General features: G+C 58.8%; 13 protein-coding genes. 2 read left to right on the forward strand and 11 right to left on the reverse strand.

Annotated elements, in window-relative coordinates; genetic code table 11:
- Position 1: 1 nt before the first annotated feature.
- The 11 genes from truD to J3362_RS09010 all read right to left on the reverse strand — a co-directional run bounded on the left by truD (position 2) and on the right by J3362_RS09010 (position 13,202).
- Positions 2-1,051 carry a tRNA pseudouridine(13) synthase TruD gene (gene truD / locus J3362_RS08960; RefSeq protein WP_349519197.1) on the reverse strand — a complete coding sequence of 350 codons (1,050 nt, stop codon included), beginning with the start codon at positions 1,049-1,051 and terminating at the stop codon, positions 2-4.
- Positions 1,048-1,527, reverse strand: coding sequence for a 2-C-methyl-D-erythritol 2,4-cyclodiphosphate synthase (gene ispF, locus J3362_RS08965; RefSeq protein ID WP_349519198.1), 480 nt, complete (start codon positions 1,525-1,527; stop codon positions 1,048-1,050). Before ispF ends, truD begins: the two co-directional genes overlap by 4 nt.
- Before the next feature lie 26 nt (positions 1,528-1,553).
- A complete protein-coding gene (gene ispD, locus J3362_RS08970) occupies positions 1,554-2,255 on the reverse strand; it encodes a 2-C-methyl-D-erythritol 4-phosphate cytidylyltransferase (RefSeq protein ID WP_349519199.1) in 702 nt (233 codons plus the stop codon).
- Between the two features lie 6 nt (positions 2,256-2,261).
- Positions 2,262-2,534 carry a septum formation initiator family protein gene (locus tag J3362_RS08975; protein ID WP_349519200.1) on the reverse strand — a complete coding sequence of 91 codons (273 nt, stop codon included), beginning with the start codon at positions 2,532-2,534 and terminating at the stop codon, positions 2,262-2,264.
- Positions 2,535-2,739: 205 nt separating this feature from the next.
- Positions 2,740-4,035, reverse strand: a complete 1,296-nt coding sequence (gene eno, locus J3362_RS08980; protein ID WP_349519201.1) for a phosphopyruvate hydratase — start codon at positions 4,033-4,035, stop codon at positions 2,740-2,742.
- A gap of 180 nt (positions 4,036-4,215) precedes the next feature.
- Positions 4,216-5,061 carry a 3-deoxy-8-phosphooctulonate synthase gene (gene kdsA, locus J3362_RS08985; protein ID WP_349519202.1) on the reverse strand — a complete coding sequence of 282 codons (846 nt, stop codon included), beginning with the start codon at positions 5,059-5,061 and terminating at the stop codon, positions 4,216-4,218.
- Positions 5,062-5,063: 2 nt separating this feature from the next.
- Positions 5,064-6,692 carry a CTP synthase gene (pyrG, locus tag J3362_RS08990; RefSeq protein WP_349519203.1) on the reverse strand — a complete coding sequence of 543 codons (1,629 nt, stop codon included), beginning with the start codon at positions 6,690-6,692 and terminating at the stop codon, positions 5,064-5,066.
- 87 nt (positions 6,693-6,779) lie between these two features.
- Positions 6,780-8,129: a tRNA lysidine(34) synthetase TilS gene (tilS, locus tag J3362_RS08995; RefSeq protein ID WP_349519204.1), complete on the reverse strand. Its 1,350-nt coding sequence runs from the start codon at positions 8,127-8,129 to the stop codon at positions 6,780-6,782.
- Positions 8,113-9,066 (reverse strand): acetyl-CoA carboxylase carboxyl transferase subunit alpha, encoded by a 954-nt coding sequence (gene accA / locus J3362_RS09000; RefSeq protein WP_349519205.1) that lies wholly within the window; start codon positions 9,064-9,066, stop codon positions 8,113-8,115. Before accA ends, tilS begins: the two co-directional genes overlap by 17 nt.
- A gap of 140 nt (positions 9,067-9,206) precedes the next feature.
- A complete protein-coding gene (dnaE, locus tag J3362_RS09005) occupies positions 9,207-12,689 on the reverse strand; it encodes a DNA polymerase III subunit alpha (protein ID WP_349519206.1) in 3,483 nt (1,160 codons plus the stop codon).
- A gap of 45 nt (positions 12,690-12,734) precedes the next feature.
- Positions 12,735-13,202 (reverse strand): TlpA family protein disulfide reductase, encoded by a 468-nt coding sequence (locus J3362_RS09010; RefSeq protein ID WP_349519207.1) that lies wholly within the window; start codon positions 13,200-13,202, stop codon positions 12,735-12,737.
- Positions 13,203-13,270: 68 nt separating this feature from the next.
- On the opposite strand from J3362_RS09010, the gene arsC reads away from it, so the two are divergent.
- Together arsC and wrbA are read left to right on the forward strand one after the other, a co-directional pair.
- Positions 13,271-13,624, forward strand: a complete 354-nt coding sequence (arsC, locus tag J3362_RS09015; protein ID WP_349519208.1) for an arsenate reductase (glutaredoxin) — start codon at positions 13,271-13,273, stop codon at positions 13,622-13,624.
- A gap of 43 nt (positions 13,625-13,667) precedes the next feature.
- Entirely contained in the window at positions 13,668-14,273 is a 606-nt protein-coding gene (wrbA, locus tag J3362_RS09020) for an NAD(P)H:quinone oxidoreductase (protein ID WP_349519209.1), read from the forward strand.
- Positions 14,274-14,304: the final 31 nt, after the last annotated feature.

Genomic DNA, 14,304 nt, shown 5'->3' on the forward strand with positions numbered 1-14,304 from the left:
GCTAGCCTTGTTGTTCGTTGTGTCGGCCGAGGCTCATGTCCTCAAGCTCGAAAATATCACTCAAAATCGTTGTCGCGTACTGGCCGGGCGAAAGAAAAAACGCCAGCTCCAGACAGTCGTCAGCGAGCCACTGCCAGGAGAGGCTCTCCGGCTTTACCGCCAGTGGCCGTCGCTCCGGTTTCATCCGGGTGACCGAAAACAGAGCGGCCAACTCCGGGGTTTGCGCAACAATGCCTCGCTCGAGGGTTTCCAGGGGCCCGGAAGCGGTGGTGCCGCCGTCACCCCACAGTGGACCTGTCGCTCCTGCCTCGGCCCAGCTGCCATCGTCTACCCGAGCTGCCAGCACCTCGTTAAAGAGCCAGGAGCGCGCTGCCGAAAAATACAATACGTTTTTCGAGCCGTCGCTGCCAGCTCGCTTTTTGCCACCCCGGCCTTTTCCGCCGGACCGGCCACGTCGGTTCAGGGTAGCGGGATCAAGGTGCACCGCACGATCAATGTTAGCGCCACCATTGCCGAACCGTTGGGGGCCAAAGTAGTTTGGAGCCCCAATATCGCCCAGACGCTCCAGCGCCAGGTCAATAACCTGGCGCTCACCGGAAACGGCCCTCAGGATAATTGTGAAGCCATTGCCACTGTGCTCCCCACGCCGCAATTTCCGCGCCTGCCGCGAAGCCGCCAGAACCGGCCAGCGTGTGTCAATCTCCCGGATCAGGACGGCGTCCTGATCTTCGCTTCCGGGACGATACAGACTGAACCACTGGCGGGTCACAGCATGCCGATCCTTGAGTCCACAGAAACCGACATCAAAGTGACGACACCCGGCGATCCTGGCCAATTCGCGGGCAACGTACTCTGTGTTATCTCCCACTTTCTCCAGTTTCACACAAAGATGCTCGCCACTGCCTGCGATTACACCTCCCTCGACGGCCGGGTCGCTTTCCGACAGCTCCAGCAATTCGTCGACAATGAAATCGCCCGGGGCGGTTTTCAGGCGGCCAGAGGCAATACGACCGCCGCCGGAGGTTGGCCAGTCAAGGCGCCAGTTGCTCAAGATTCCACCGGTTCAAGCAGGCAGATCGCCTGGCAGGCAATGCCTTCACCGCGCCCGGTAAAACCCAGCTTTTCCGTGGTTGTGGCTTTCACGCTTACACGACTGGCCGGGACGCCCAGATCTTCGGCGATGTTCAAACGGATGGCATCAATATGAGGTGCCATTTTGGGAGCCTGGGCAATAATTGTGGCATCCACGTTAACGACGGAGAAACCTTCGTCCCGGACACGGTTCACAACCCGACGCAAAAGGTCCCGGCTGTCGGCCCCTGCCCACTCATCACTGGTGTCCGGGAAGAAATGCCCGATGTCGCCAAGCGCAGCAGCGCCCAGCAATGCATCTGCCAACGCATGCAGCAGGACATCACCATCGGAGTGGGCCTTGAGCCCGTGGGAATGCGGAATACTTACGCCGCCAATAATCACAGAGTCGCCTTCGCAGAAGGCATGGACATCGAAGCCCTGACCAATACGCATAATGTGCTCCGGAACACTCCGAAAGTTCAGAATTGGCTCAGAATGAAGCCTGCCAGTGCCAGATCCGCGGGCACGGTGATCTTGATATTGTCCGGGCGCCCTTCAACCAGCACCGGCATGTTACCGGAAAACTCCACCGCGGAGGACTCATCGGTCACCGGAAGCTCCCCGGCAAGAGCAGCCTCCAGGGAATCAACAAGAATACGGTAGCGAAACATCTGGGGCGTCAGGGCCCGCCACAACCCCGTGCGATCAACTGTCTCAATCACTTCTGGAAGCTCACCCGTACCAGCTTTCTTTATGGTGTCGGCAACCGGCGAGGCAAGCAGCCCCCCAACAGGATGGCTGTAGAGCCGGTCAATCAGATTGGAGAGATCCCGGGTATGAAGGCAGGGCCTGGCCGCATCATGCACCAGAACCCAGTCGTCATCTCTCACCTGTTCCGCCATGGCATGTAGCGCCGACAACACCGAACCGCCTCTTTCGGAACCGCCCGTACAGGTCTGGATTCGGCTATCTCCGCTGGCCTCGGTATCCAGCCACCAGTGGTCGGCCGGGTGCAATGGCACCATGCAGCCGGAAAAAGGCGCGGAGTCCATCAGTCGGGAAAGGGTAATGTCGAGAATGAAGCGTTCGCCAATCCGAAGGTATTGTTTCGGTTGCTCAGCCTGCATACGCTGGCCGATGCCGGCGGCAGGAACAATCAACCAGAGTCTCGGGGCAGGCATAGACAATCAGTTTTCAACAACCAGGAAAAAGGTCTCGTCTTCTCTTATCAGGCCGAGGTTCATTCTGGCCCGTTCTTCAACGGCGCCCTGCTCGTTACGCAGATTCCTGACTTCCGCATAGAGACGTTCATTGCGGATAGCCAGCTCGGCATTTTCTTCACGTTGCTCGGCAATGGACTGCTCCAGAGCCCATACCTGCGCAAAGCTGCCCTCCCCGACCCACAGGCGCACCTGCAGCAGGAGAATCACAACCACCATTATGGTCCAGAGCAACTTCATTGCCGATTCCGTTCAAAATTCAATCAATCAAAATACCAACGCCGGACGTTGAGTATAGACCTTAGAGTAGATTAGCAACAAATTCTTCTAACTGCCTGTACAAAAAGGCCATCATGTCCGGAATTTCGCCCAGAACACGATGGCCTTAACAGTTTTTCGCCAATTACCGGCCAGACACTCTGCCAGAACCGGTGGGATCAGTCGATCAGCCCTGCCCTTTGATCTCGCTCAGGCCGCGGTAAGGCGCCTTACCGTCCAGCGCTTCTTCGATGCGCAGCAGCTGGTTGTACTTGGCAACACGATCCGAGCGGCACAGGGAACCGGTCTTGATCTGGCCGGCGCAGGTCGCCACCGCCAGATCGGCAATGGTGGTGTCCTCGGTTTCACCGGAACGATGTGAAATCACGGCAGTGAAACCGGCATCCTGGGCCATCTTGATGGCATCGAGGGTTTCGCTCAGGCTGCCGATCTGGTTGAACTTGATCAGGATGGAGTTACCCACGCCCTTCTCGATACCCTGCTTCAGGATTTTGGTGTTGGTCACAAACAGGTCGTCACCGACCAGTTGAACCTTGGCGCCCAGTTTGTCGGTCAGCACCTTCCAGCCATCCCAGTCGCTCTCGTCCATGCCGTCTTCAATGGAGACAATCGGATATCGCTCACACAGACCTGCCAGGTAATCGGCAAAGCCCTCGGAATCGAAGCTCTTGCCTTCGCCGGACAGCTGGTACTGGCCATCCTTGTAGAATTCGGAAGATGCACAGTCCAGGGCGAGGGTCACATCGGTACCAAGCTTGTAACCGGCCTTCTCGACCGCTTCCTGGATAACCGCCAGCGCCGCTTCGTTGGATGGCAGGTTGGGAGCAAAACCACCCTCATCACCAACCGCTGTGTTCAGGCCCTGGGCCTTCAACACTTTCTTCAGGCTGTGAAAAATCTCCGCGCCAACACGCAGGGCTTCAGAGAAACTTTTGGCGGAAACCGGCTGAACCATGAACTCCTGGATATCAACGTTGTTATCCGCGTGCTCGCCACCGTTCAGGATGTTCATCATCGGCACCGGCATGGAGAACTTGCCAGAGGTACCGTTGATGTCGGCAATGTGCGCATACAGCGGCTTGCCCAGAGAGATTGCCGCCGCCTTGGCCGCCGCCAGGGACACTGCCAGGATTGCGTTGGCACCCAGGTTAGCCTTGTTCTCGGTATTGTCGAGATCCAACATGATCTGGTCCAGAGCACGCTGATCAGCCGCATCTTTGCCCATCAGCGCATCACGGATCTTGCTGTTCACGGCCTCTACAGCCTTCAGAACACCCTTGCCAAGGTAACGGGAAGCGTCACCATCACGCAGTTCCAGGGCTTCCCGGGAACCCGTGGAAGCGCCAGACGGTGCGCAGGCGGTACCAATGGTGCCGTCTTCGAGGATAACGTCGGCTTCTACTGTCGGGTTACCGCGGGAATCCAGAACCTCACGGCCCTTAATGTTGGCAATCTTGGTCATTCTTCTCTGTCTCCAAGTTCATGTTCAAATTCGGGAGTCAGAGCGAACGGGAACGGCCCTGCGAAAACCGCTACGAGCACATCCATGTGCGCTTGTTTCGGGCCATCCATGGCCCTCTACATTTTCGCAGGGCCGTTCCCGCTCGCTCCCAAAGTCCGCGTAAAACGCCAACACCGCCAATCAGGCGGTGTCGATAGGTTTAAAGCTTTTTACCAGATCATCCACGGCTTTCACCCGCTGCAGGAAGGGCTCAAGCTGGCTGAGCCGCAAAGCGCAGGGGCCATCGCACTTGGCTTTGTCCGGGTCCGGATGGGCCTCCAGGAACAAACCGGCCAACCCCTGGGACATACCCGCCAGCGCCAGGTCAGTCACCTGCGCACGTCGGCCACCGGCCGAATCTACGCGTCCGCCGGGCATTTGCAGGGAGTGGGTCACATCGAACATCACCGGAACATTCATGGCTTTCATGATGCCAAAGCCCAGCATGTCGACAACCAGGTTGTTGTAGCCGAAGCTGCTACCCCGCTCACACAGGATTACCTTGTCGTTGCCCGCTTCCTCGCACTTGGTGATGATGTGCTTCATTTCCTGGGGAGCCAGGAACTGGGCCTTCTTGATGTTGATCACTGCACCGGTTTTCGCCATGGCGACCACCAGGTCCGTCTGGCGGCTCAGGAAAGCCGGCAGCTGGATGATGTCGCATACCTGCGCTGCGGGAGCGGCCTGGGCCGGCTCGTGGACGTCCGAAATAATGGGAACACCAAACTTGCTTTTGATGTCCGCCAGAATCTGCAGCCCTTTCTCAAGGCCCGGACCACGAAACGAATTCACCGACGAACGGTTGGCCTTATCAAACGACGCCTTGAAAACGTAGGGAATGCCGAGCTTACCGGTGGCCTCAACGTAGGCCTCGGCAACCTCCATGGCCAGCTCCGGCGACTCAAGGACGTTCATGCCACCAAAGAGCACAAACGGTTTGTCGTTGGCGACGTCGATTCCCGAAACGTTTACAGTGCTCTGCGCCATGCTCAGGATCCTTTCTTACAGGTCAGTGCTGCCTCAACAAAGCCTTTGAACAGCGGGTGGCCGTCCCTGGGTGTGGAGGTAAATTCCGGATGGAACTGACAGGCGACAAACCAGGGATGATCCGGCGCTTCAACCACTTCGACCAGACGACCATCGGTCGAACGACCTGAGATCTGAAGACCGGCCTCTTCCAACTTTGGCAGGAAGTGGTTGTTGACCTCGTAACGATGGCGATGACGCTCGCGAATGGTTTTCCTGCCATAGCAGTTGGCAATGGTGGAACCTTCGGTAAGCACGCAGTCCTGGGCGCCGAGACGCATGGTCCCGCCAAGATCAGATTCTTCCGTACGCTCTTCACGCTCTCCGGTGGAATCCAGCCATTCGGTGATCAGGCCCACCACCGGCTCCGGCGTGTGCTCGCGGAATTCTGTGCTGTGAGCGTCGGTCAGACCGGCCACGTTCCGCGCGTATTCAATTACAGCAACCTGCATACCCAGGCAGATGCCAAGGTAAGGCACCTTGTTCTCACGGGCATACTGAACTGTGCGGATCTTGCCTTCCACGCCGCGCTCACCGAAACCGCCCGGCACCAGAATCGCATCAGCACTGGCCAGCGCACCGGTGCCATCACGCTCGATGTCTTCCGAATCGATGTAGTTGATATTGACCTTGGTGCGGGTCTTGATGCCGGCGTGCAGCAGGGATTCGATCAGCGACTTGTACGCGTCGAGAAGCTCCATGTACTTGCCAACCATGGCAATGGTCACTTCCTGCTCGGGATTCATCAGTGATTCAACAACGTTGTCCCACTCACTGAGGTCCGCAGGACGCGCATCCAGGCCGAATCGTTCGATAACGAGCTGATCCAGGCCATGCTCATAGAGCATGCGAGGAATGGCGTAAATGGATTTGGCATCCTGGAGAGGAATAACGGCCCGCTCTTCGACGTTGGTAAACAGAGCAATCTTGCGACGTGAACTGGCGTCCACCTCGTGCTCGGAGCGGCACAGCAGGATATCCGGCTGCAGACCGATAGAGCGCATTTCCTTGACCGAGTGCTGGGTGGGCTTGGTCTTGATCTCACCCGCAGTGGCAATGTACGGAACCAGGGTCAGGTGCATGAAAAGTGCACGCTGGGGACCGACTTCCACCTTCAATTGGCGGCAAGCTTCGAGAAACGGCAGGGATTCAATATCACCGACCGTGCCACCAATCTCGATCAGCGCTACGTCGGCGCCAGCAGCACCTTCAACGACCCGCCGCTTGATCTCGTCAGTGATGTGGGGGATTACCTGCACAGTTCCGCCCAGGTAGTCGCCACGGCGCTCCTTGCGGATTACTTCCTCGTACACCCGGCCGGTGGTGAAGTTATTGCGCTTGCTCATCGGGGAGCGGATGAAGCGCTCATAGTGGCCAAGATCAAGGTCTGTTTCCGCGCCATCCTCGGTGACAAAAACCTCACCGTGCTGGAACGGGCTCATGGTGCCGGGGTCCACGTTGATGTACGGGTCCAGCTTGAGAATAGTGACCTTCAGGCCGCGTGCCTCGAGGATCGCAGCCAGAGAGGCTGATGCGATACCTTTCCCCAAGGAGGACACGACACCGCCGGTGACGAAAATATAACGCGTCATGCAGATTCCGTGATTGTCTGGTTCGGTGAAGGAGGGAGATTGTCATCTCAAGATGGGACGCCAGACTACCAGAAAGGCTCCATTGACTCAATCACATTCCCGCTCTACGACCAGCCGCCAACCGGCGGCATGGGCGCCTCCCGAGTATTGTTCAGAACACCATAAATCGCCAACGGCAATGAGCTCCGCTGCGTCCCCGGAACCGGCAAAAACCAGCGGCAGCCGGGCCCTCTCCCACGGCGGAACGGCGACTTCCTGCAGCCATTTCTTGAGCGAACGGGACGGCCCATCGGGACGGAAACGGACCCGCTCGCCACCCTGCCTCGTAAATATCCGTATTGGCGGCAACGGCCGTTCCGGGGTAGTGACAGATTCCAACCTGAGGGACCACTCTCCCCACTCCACACTGGCCCCCGGCTCGATATCGACCGGAACGTCCGATAACGGGCCGCGGTCAGGAACCAGGCATAGATCGCCCCGGAAACGGCGCAGACTGAAGCCATCGGACCGGAACTCCGGCTCCCGATCCTCTGAGGCAAACAGCAGATCCCGAATGACTTGCTGCCAGTCACCGGGGGTGGGCGCATGAAACCCGCGCTCCCGTACCCACCAGCGGATCAGATTCTTCTGCTCCGCCAGAGGCAGCGTTTTCAGGCCATCAACGGGGAGACGGTCCCGGTCGCCGCCGCCAGCCTGCCACTGCAGGGAGGCCAGCTTGCGATTAAGCGCTTCGCTCTCGGCACAGGACTCCGCCGTGTGCCGCAGCCTGCGATTCAACCCCGGCCAGCGCTCCCGCAAGAGCGGCAACACAGTGTGACGAAGGAAATTCCGGTCAAATCGCTGGTCGGTATTGCTTGGATCCTCAACCCATGACAGACCGGCGACCCTGGCCCAACGCTCGAGCTCGGCCCTCTCGAACCCGAGCAGGGGCCGGGCGAGGGTCGCGGTGCCCAGCTCACGACGGGCCGGCATGCCCGCCAGCCCGGCCACACCGCTGCCCCTGAGCATCCGGAACAGAACGGTTTCCGCCTGGTCATCCCCATGGTGAGCCATCAAGACCAGGTCGCCCTTCCCGACCAGCGCCTCGAGGGCGGCATAGCGGGCCTTGCGGGCGGCTTCTTCTATACCCGCACCCGAGCTACGGCCACCACCAACGGTTACCCGCTCAACCACAAGCGGCACGCCAAGTCGCTCACATTCACCGCGACAGAACGACTCGGTATCCGATGCATTGGGTTGAAGCTGATGATTGATATGGATCGCCCGGACAGCGCCGGAATAGCCATGGCAGTGGGCTGCCAGGTGCAATAACAGGGTGGAATCGAGGCCGCCGCTCAGGGCGACCCAAAGACGGGTGTGATCGGGGAGTTCTCTGACCGGGGCACACAGGGCCTCCGGCCAGTGGAATCCGGAGCCGGGCTCAGCGCCCGGTGTCATAGCGGGTCAGCCGCTCATAGCGACGGGATACCAGCTCATCCAGTGGCAGGCGGCTGAGTTCAGCGACGCCTTTTGCCAGGACCTCTTTGAGGGATGCTGACATTTTTTCGGGATTGCGGTGAGCACCCCCGAGAGGTTCGGTAATTACGTTGTCTGCGAGGCCGAGATCTCTCAGGCGGTCAGCGGTAACACCCATGGCCTCCGCGGCCTGGGCAGCGTATTCGGCACTCTTCCAAAGGATCGAGGCACAGCCCTCTGGGGAAATCACCGCGTAGGTGGAATACTGGAGCATATTCAACTGGTCACAGACACCGATGGCCAAAGCACCACCGGAACCGCCCTCACCGATCACCGTGGAAATAATGGGTGTCTTGAGGCGAGACATCACGGCGAGGTTGAAGGCAATGGCCTCACTCTGGCCACGCTCTTCCGCACCAATGCCCGGATAGGCACCCGGCGTATCGATGAACGTGAGAATGGGCATCTTGAAGCGCTCGGCCATTTCCATCAGGCGCAGGGCCTTGCGATAGCCCTCAGGGCGCGGCATACCGAAGTTACGCTTGACCTTGTCCCGAACTTCACGGCCCTTTTGATGACCAATGACCATCACCGGCTTGTCATCCAGCCGGGCAGTACCCCCTACGATAGCCAGGTCGTCTGCATAGCGACGGTCGCCGTGCAGTTCATCGAAATCCTCAAACATGGATTCGATGTAGTCCAGGGTGTAAGGCCTGCGGGGGTGACGGGCCAGTCGCGCGACGTCCCAGGGCTTGAGATCGGAGAAGATACTCTCCGTGAGGCTGACGCTCTTTTTCTTCAGCCGTGTGATCTCGTCGGTGATATTGATGTCGGTGTCATTGCCAACCATCCGAAGCTCTTCAATCTTGGCTTCCAGGTCGGCGATTGGCTGTTCGAAATCCAGATAGTTAGGGTTCATGATGTTCCATCATTTTTTGCCAGGCGGGAAAGTGCTCCGCCAAACCAGAATTTGACACAAAGATAGCAGCGCCCGGTCAGTGGCTAAAGCGGACATTGGTATGAGTCCGCTATCTGACAAAGTTTTAATTTTCAGCTTACTCAATCATAGACCAGTTCTACCGACTGGTCGCCTACGAGGTAACGGAGCTCCAGTAGCAGGTTGTCATCCGGCTGCACCCGCCAGGACTCGCCCAGCTCGATCCGTGTGGACGCCTCGGGGCTGCTGTACTCAATCCAAACGGGGCTGCCCTCACACCGGAACGGCCTGAGGGTGGTGTCCAGTTTCTCCAGCAGTCCGTTCTGTAGCTGATCGGCGTGCAGATTCAGCTTCAATCCGCGGCTGAACTGCTTGCGAGCGCTCGCCACATCCATCACCGAGCTCACCCGCATCTTCATCTGGCCTGAATAGTCGTCGTGACTGACCTGCCCTTCCACCACAATCACCTGGTCAGATTGCAACAGCTCCCGATTTTCAAAGAAGGCTTCCGAGAACAGGGTCGCCTCTATCCGGGCGCTCCTGTCATCCAGCGTAATGAAACACATGGTGGAGCCGGTACGGGTTTTCATGGTGCGCTGGGCAACCACCAACCCGGCGACCCGCTGGGGCGACTTGTTCGGCTTCAAATCGGCAATGGAGGATCTTACGAACCGCCGAACCTCTTTTTCATATTCATCAAACGGGTGGCCGGTAAGGTACAGCCCCAGCGTGTCTTTCTCGCCCTTCAGACGCTGCTTCTCGGGCCACTCGCGCACACCGGCCACGTCCTCGTAGGGATCGCCACCGTCCCCCGCTTCAAGCATTTCACCGAACATATCCATCATGCCGACGGATTCGTTCCGGGATTGCTGGCCGGCCTGCTGCACGGCCTTATCAATGCTGGCCATCAACTGAGCCCGGCTGGCGCCAAGCTTGTCCATGGCGCCGCAGCGGATTAGCGCTTCCATGGCCCGTTTGTTGACCTTTTTCAGGTCAATGCGTCGACAAAAATCGAAAATATCCTGATAGGGCTCGCCATCACCACGCCCCTCGACGATGCTCTGGATCGGGCCCTCGCCCAGCCCCTTGATGGCCCCCAGGCCATAGACAATCTGACCCTCGTCGTTGACGGTAAAGGTGTATTCCGAGCGACTGACGTCGGGCACCAGGAGGTCCAGCTTCATATTCCGGCACTCTTCCACCAACGTGACCACCTTATCGGTGTTCTGCATATCGGCGGTCAGTACCGCGGCCATGAATTCCGCCGGGTAGTGGGCTTTCAGCCAGAGGGTCTGGTAGGACACCAGCGCATAGGCAGCCGAGTGGGATTTGTTGAAGCCGTAACCCGCAAACTTTTCCACCAGGTCAAAGATGTTTTCGGCCAGGGTGGTATTGATCCCGTTCTGTTCACAGCCATCCAGGAAAAACTGCTTCTGCTTGGCCATTTCTTCCGGTTTTTTCTTACCCATGGCCCGACGAAGCATGTCCGCATTACCAAGAGTGTAACCTGCCATCACCTGGGCGATCTGCATGACCTGCTCCTGGTACAGGATAACCCCATAGGTGGGCTCCAGCACCGGCTTCAGGCCTTCATACTGGTAATCCGGGTGCGGGAACGACATGGGCTGGCGACCGTGCTTCCGATCGATAAAGTCGTCCACCATGCCGGACTGCAGCGGACCCGGCCGGAAAAGGGCCACCAGGGCGATCATATCTTCCAGTGAGTCGGGCTGCAGGCGGCGAATCAGGTCCTTCATGCCCCGGGATTCCAGCTGGAACACTGCCGTGGTTTCAGCTTTCTTGAGCATGTCGAACGAGGGCACGTCATCCAGCGGAATCTCGTTGATGTCGAGCGGCTGCATGCCCTTCTTTTCCCGGCGCGGATTGATCATGTTCAGCGCCCACTTGATGATCGTGAGCGTCCGCAGACCCAGGAAGTCGAACTTCACCAGTCCGGCGTCTTCCACATCGCCCTTGTCGAACTGGGTAACCAGGCTGCCGCCCTCGTCGTCGCAGTACAGGGGCGAGAAATCGGTGATCTTGGTGGGTGCGATCACCACGCCACCGGCGTGTTTACCAGCGTTCCGGCACACCCCCTCAAGCTTCAAGGCCATTTCCCAGATTTCCTGGGCTTCTTCGTCGTTCTCGAGAAACTCGACCAGCTGTGGCTCCTGCTCCAGAGCCTTCTCAAGGGTCATGCCCGGCTCGAACGGAATCATTTTAGACAGCTTGTCGGCCAGGCCATAGGATTTTCCCTGCACCCGGGCAACATCCCGCACAACCGCCTTCGCGGCCATGGTGCCGAAGGTAATGATCTGCGACACCGCCTCACGCCCGTATTTCTGGGCGGTGTATTCGATCACCCGGTCCCGGCCCTCCATGCAAAAGTCGACGTCAAAGTCGGGCATGGAAACCCGTTCCGGGTTCAGGAACCGCTCGAACAGCAAATCGTATTCCAGCGGGTCCAGATCGGTGATCAACTGGGCGTAGGCCACCAGCGAGCCGGCACCGGAACCCCGACCCGGCCCCACGGGCACGCCGTTGTTCTTGGCCCACTTGATGAAGTCCATCACGATCAGGAAGTAGCCCGGGAACCCCATCTGGATGATGATATCCAGCTCGAAGTTCAGGCGCTTGTAGTAAGCCTCGCGTTTGGCATCGTATTCCGGATCGTCCTTGCTGAGGGTCTTGGCCAGGCGCTCTTCCAGACCCTCCTCGGAGACCTTCCGGAAATAGTCGTCCATGGTCATGCCATCGGGAATCGGGTAATTGGGCAGGAAGTACTCGCCCATCCGAACCTTCACCGAGCAGCGCCGGGCAATCTCCACGGTGTTCTCGATCGCTTCCGGAATGTCGCTGAACAGCTCGATCATCTCATCGGCGCTGCGCAGGTACTGCTGATCACTGAACCGGCGATCACGGCGCGGATCATCCAGGGTACGACTCTCACCGATACAGACCCTGGCCTCGTGGGCCTCAAAGTCTTCCGCTTCGAGGAAGTGCACGTCGTTAGTGGCAACCACCGGGAGGCCAAGAGCACCCGCCAACTCAACACTCAGGTGCAGGCAGTCTTCGTCTCCGGGACGACCGGTGCGCTGTAACTCGAGGTAGTAGCTATCCGGGTACAAATCCATCCAGTATCGGGCCCGTTCGCGGGCCAATTCCGGTTTGCCCGCCATCAAAGCCTTGCCCACATCGCCCATTCGCGAACCAGAGAGCGCAATCAAACCGTTCGCCCGCGCCTCAAGCCACTTGCGCTGGATGATCGGCTTGCCAAACCGCTGCCCCTCGGTATACCCCAGGGAAATGATTTCGGTGAGGTTGAGATAACCGTCGTTATCTCGCGCCAACAGGGTGATCCGGAACGGGTTCTCGGGCTCGTCCGGATTTTCCAGCCACAGATCGGCGCCAATGATGGGTTTGACGCCCGCGCCCATGGCCGCCTTGTAAAAGCGAACCAGCGAGCACATGTTGGATTGCTCGGTCAGGCCAACAGCCGGCATGCCCAGCTCGGCAACGCGCTTGATCAGCGGTTTAACCCTGACCAGGCCATCCACCATGGAGTATTCGGAATGGACGCGGAGGTGTACAAAAGTCTGCGACATAACGTCAGGTTATTCCTGCTGTGTAATTCAGTTGGGGCGGCCGGCTCAACCGCCGATCACGGCCCGGAGTTCTTCTTCGGTCTGGGGTCCAAAACGGGTTTCGACCAGATCGCCGCCCGGATTAACCAGAAAAGTGGCAGGCAGCGCGACCGGTAACTTCCAGCCGAACCCCGGCCCTGGATCGTCCGCCAGCATGGTAAATTCAATGCCCATACGCTCGCCCAGTTCGACCAATGCGTCGCCCTGTACCCCATCAAAATTGACGGCGAGTACGGTAATGTCGGGCGCCTTGTCCAGCTCATTGAGCTCGGGAATTTCCTCAAGGCACGGTTTGCACCATTCCGCCCAGTAGTTAACCAGCACCCACTGGCCGCGCAAGGTGTCCCAGTTCAGCTTTGTGCCTTCTGCCCGCTCAAGCTCGATTTTCTGACAGCCGGACATCACCAGAATGAGCAGCGCCACGGCCAGAACATGCAGGCCGGAACGCCCACGGACAGAATCAGGGTACTGCACTGGAAAACCTCCTGTTAGACTACCGGCCACAGAAATCGTGGACTCCATTCAGACAATCAGGCACGAAGATGACAGAACCAACCCGGATTTTCCACAACCCTCGCTGCTCGAAATCCCGCCAAACCCTTGAACTGCTTACCGAACGGGGAATTGAGCCAGAGATTATACGCTACCTGGAAACACCACCGACAGAGCAGGAGCTCACGGATATCCTGAACGCTCTGGATCTTCGCCCCCGCGAACTGATGCGCACGAAAGAAAAAGAGTATAAAGAACAGGGCCTGAACAGCCCCGACCTGAGCGACGAACAACTCATCGCCGCGATGGTAGCAACACCGAAACTGATTGAACGACCGATTGTGACCGCCAACGGCAAAGCAGCACTTGGCCGGCCACCGGAAAACGTTCTCGCGATTCTGTAACGCCGAACAATCTCCTCCAGCCAGATCAGAAGGATCTCTGACGATGTCCGATCAATTGCCCTACGTTCTCGTGCTATTTTACAGCCGCACAGGCCAGACTGCGGAGCTGGCCAGCCAGATTGGCCGTGGCGTGGCCCGGGTAACAGGCATGGAGGCGAGGTTACGGTCGGTACCGCCGGTTTCACCGGACACGGAAGCGTCCCTGCCCGCAGTGCCGGACTCGGGAGCGCCCTACGCCAGCAAATCCGATCTCGCAAACTGCGCCGGCCTGGCCATCGGCAGCCCCACACGCTTTGGCAACATGGCGGCGCCCCTGAAGCATTTCCTCGACAGTACCGGCGACCTCTGGCTGAGCGGAACCCTTGAGGGCAAACCGGCGGGCGCGTTTACCTCTACCGGCAGCCTCCATGGCGGGCAGGAAACGACACTCATGACCATGATGATGCCACTGCTGCATCATGGCATGGTGGTCTGCGGCCTGCCTTACTCGGAGAAAAGTCTCAGCGAAACAGACACCGGTGGCACACCCTACGGCCCTACCCACTGGGCCGGAACCGGCGAACAGCAACCACTGAGCACGCATGAGAAAGCCCTGTGCCAGGCCTTCGGCGAACGCCTGGCGCGCCTGGCGCTAAAGCTCGCTGACTGATACGCGACCGGGCGCAGGACGTACTTTGCTC

It is taken from the genome of Marinobacter sp. NFXS11 (genome assembly GCF_040148675.1).
In the GTDB taxonomy this organism is placed as follows: domain Bacteria; phylum Pseudomonadota; class Gammaproteobacteria; order Pseudomonadales; family Oleiphilaceae; genus Marinobacter.

What these genes read in the sequence shown, in the direction of transcription:
- ispF (WP_349519198.1), bottom strand. Translation starts at nt 1,527, where the DNA reads ATGCGTATTGGTCAGGGCTTCGATGTCCATGCCTTCTGCGAAGGCGAC.
- ispD (WP_349519199.1), bottom strand. Translation starts at nt 2,255, where the DNA reads ATGCCTGCCCCGAGACTCTGGTTGATTGTTCCTGCCGCCGGCATCGGC.
- J3362_RS08975 (WP_349519200.1), bottom strand. Translation starts at nt 2,534, where the DNA reads ATGAAGTTGCTCTGGACCATAATGGTGGTTGTGATTCTCCTGCTGCAG.
- eno (WP_349519201.1), bottom strand. Translation starts at nt 4,035, where the DNA reads ATGACCAAGATTGCCAACATTAAGGGCCGTGAGGTTCTGGATTCCCGC.
- kdsA (WP_349519202.1), bottom strand. Translation starts at nt 5,061, where the DNA reads ATGGCGCAGAGCACTGTAAACGTTTCGGGAATCGACGTCGCCAACGAC.
- pyrG (WP_349519203.1), bottom strand. Translation starts at nt 6,692, where the DNA reads ATGACGCGTTATATTTTCGTCACCGGCGGTGTCGTGTCCTCCTTGGGG.
- tilS (WP_349519204.1), bottom strand. Translation starts at nt 8,129, where the DNA reads ATGACACCGGGCGCTGAGCCCGGCTCCGGATTCCACTGGCCGGAGGCC.
- accA (WP_349519205.1), bottom strand. Translation starts at nt 9,066, where the DNA reads ATGAACCCTAACTATCTGGATTTCGAACAGCCAATCGCCGACCTGGAA.
- dnaE (WP_349519206.1), bottom strand. Translation starts at nt 12,689, where the DNA reads ATGTCGCAGACTTTTGTACACCTCCGCGTCCATTCCGAATACTCCATG.
- arsC (WP_349519208.1), top strand. Translation starts at nt 13,271, where the DNA reads ATGACAGAACCAACCCGGATTTTCCACAACCCTCGCTGCTCGAAATCC.
- wrbA (WP_349519209.1), top strand. Translation starts at nt 13,668, where the DNA reads ATGTCCGATCAATTGCCCTACGTTCTCGTGCTATTTTACAGCCGCACA.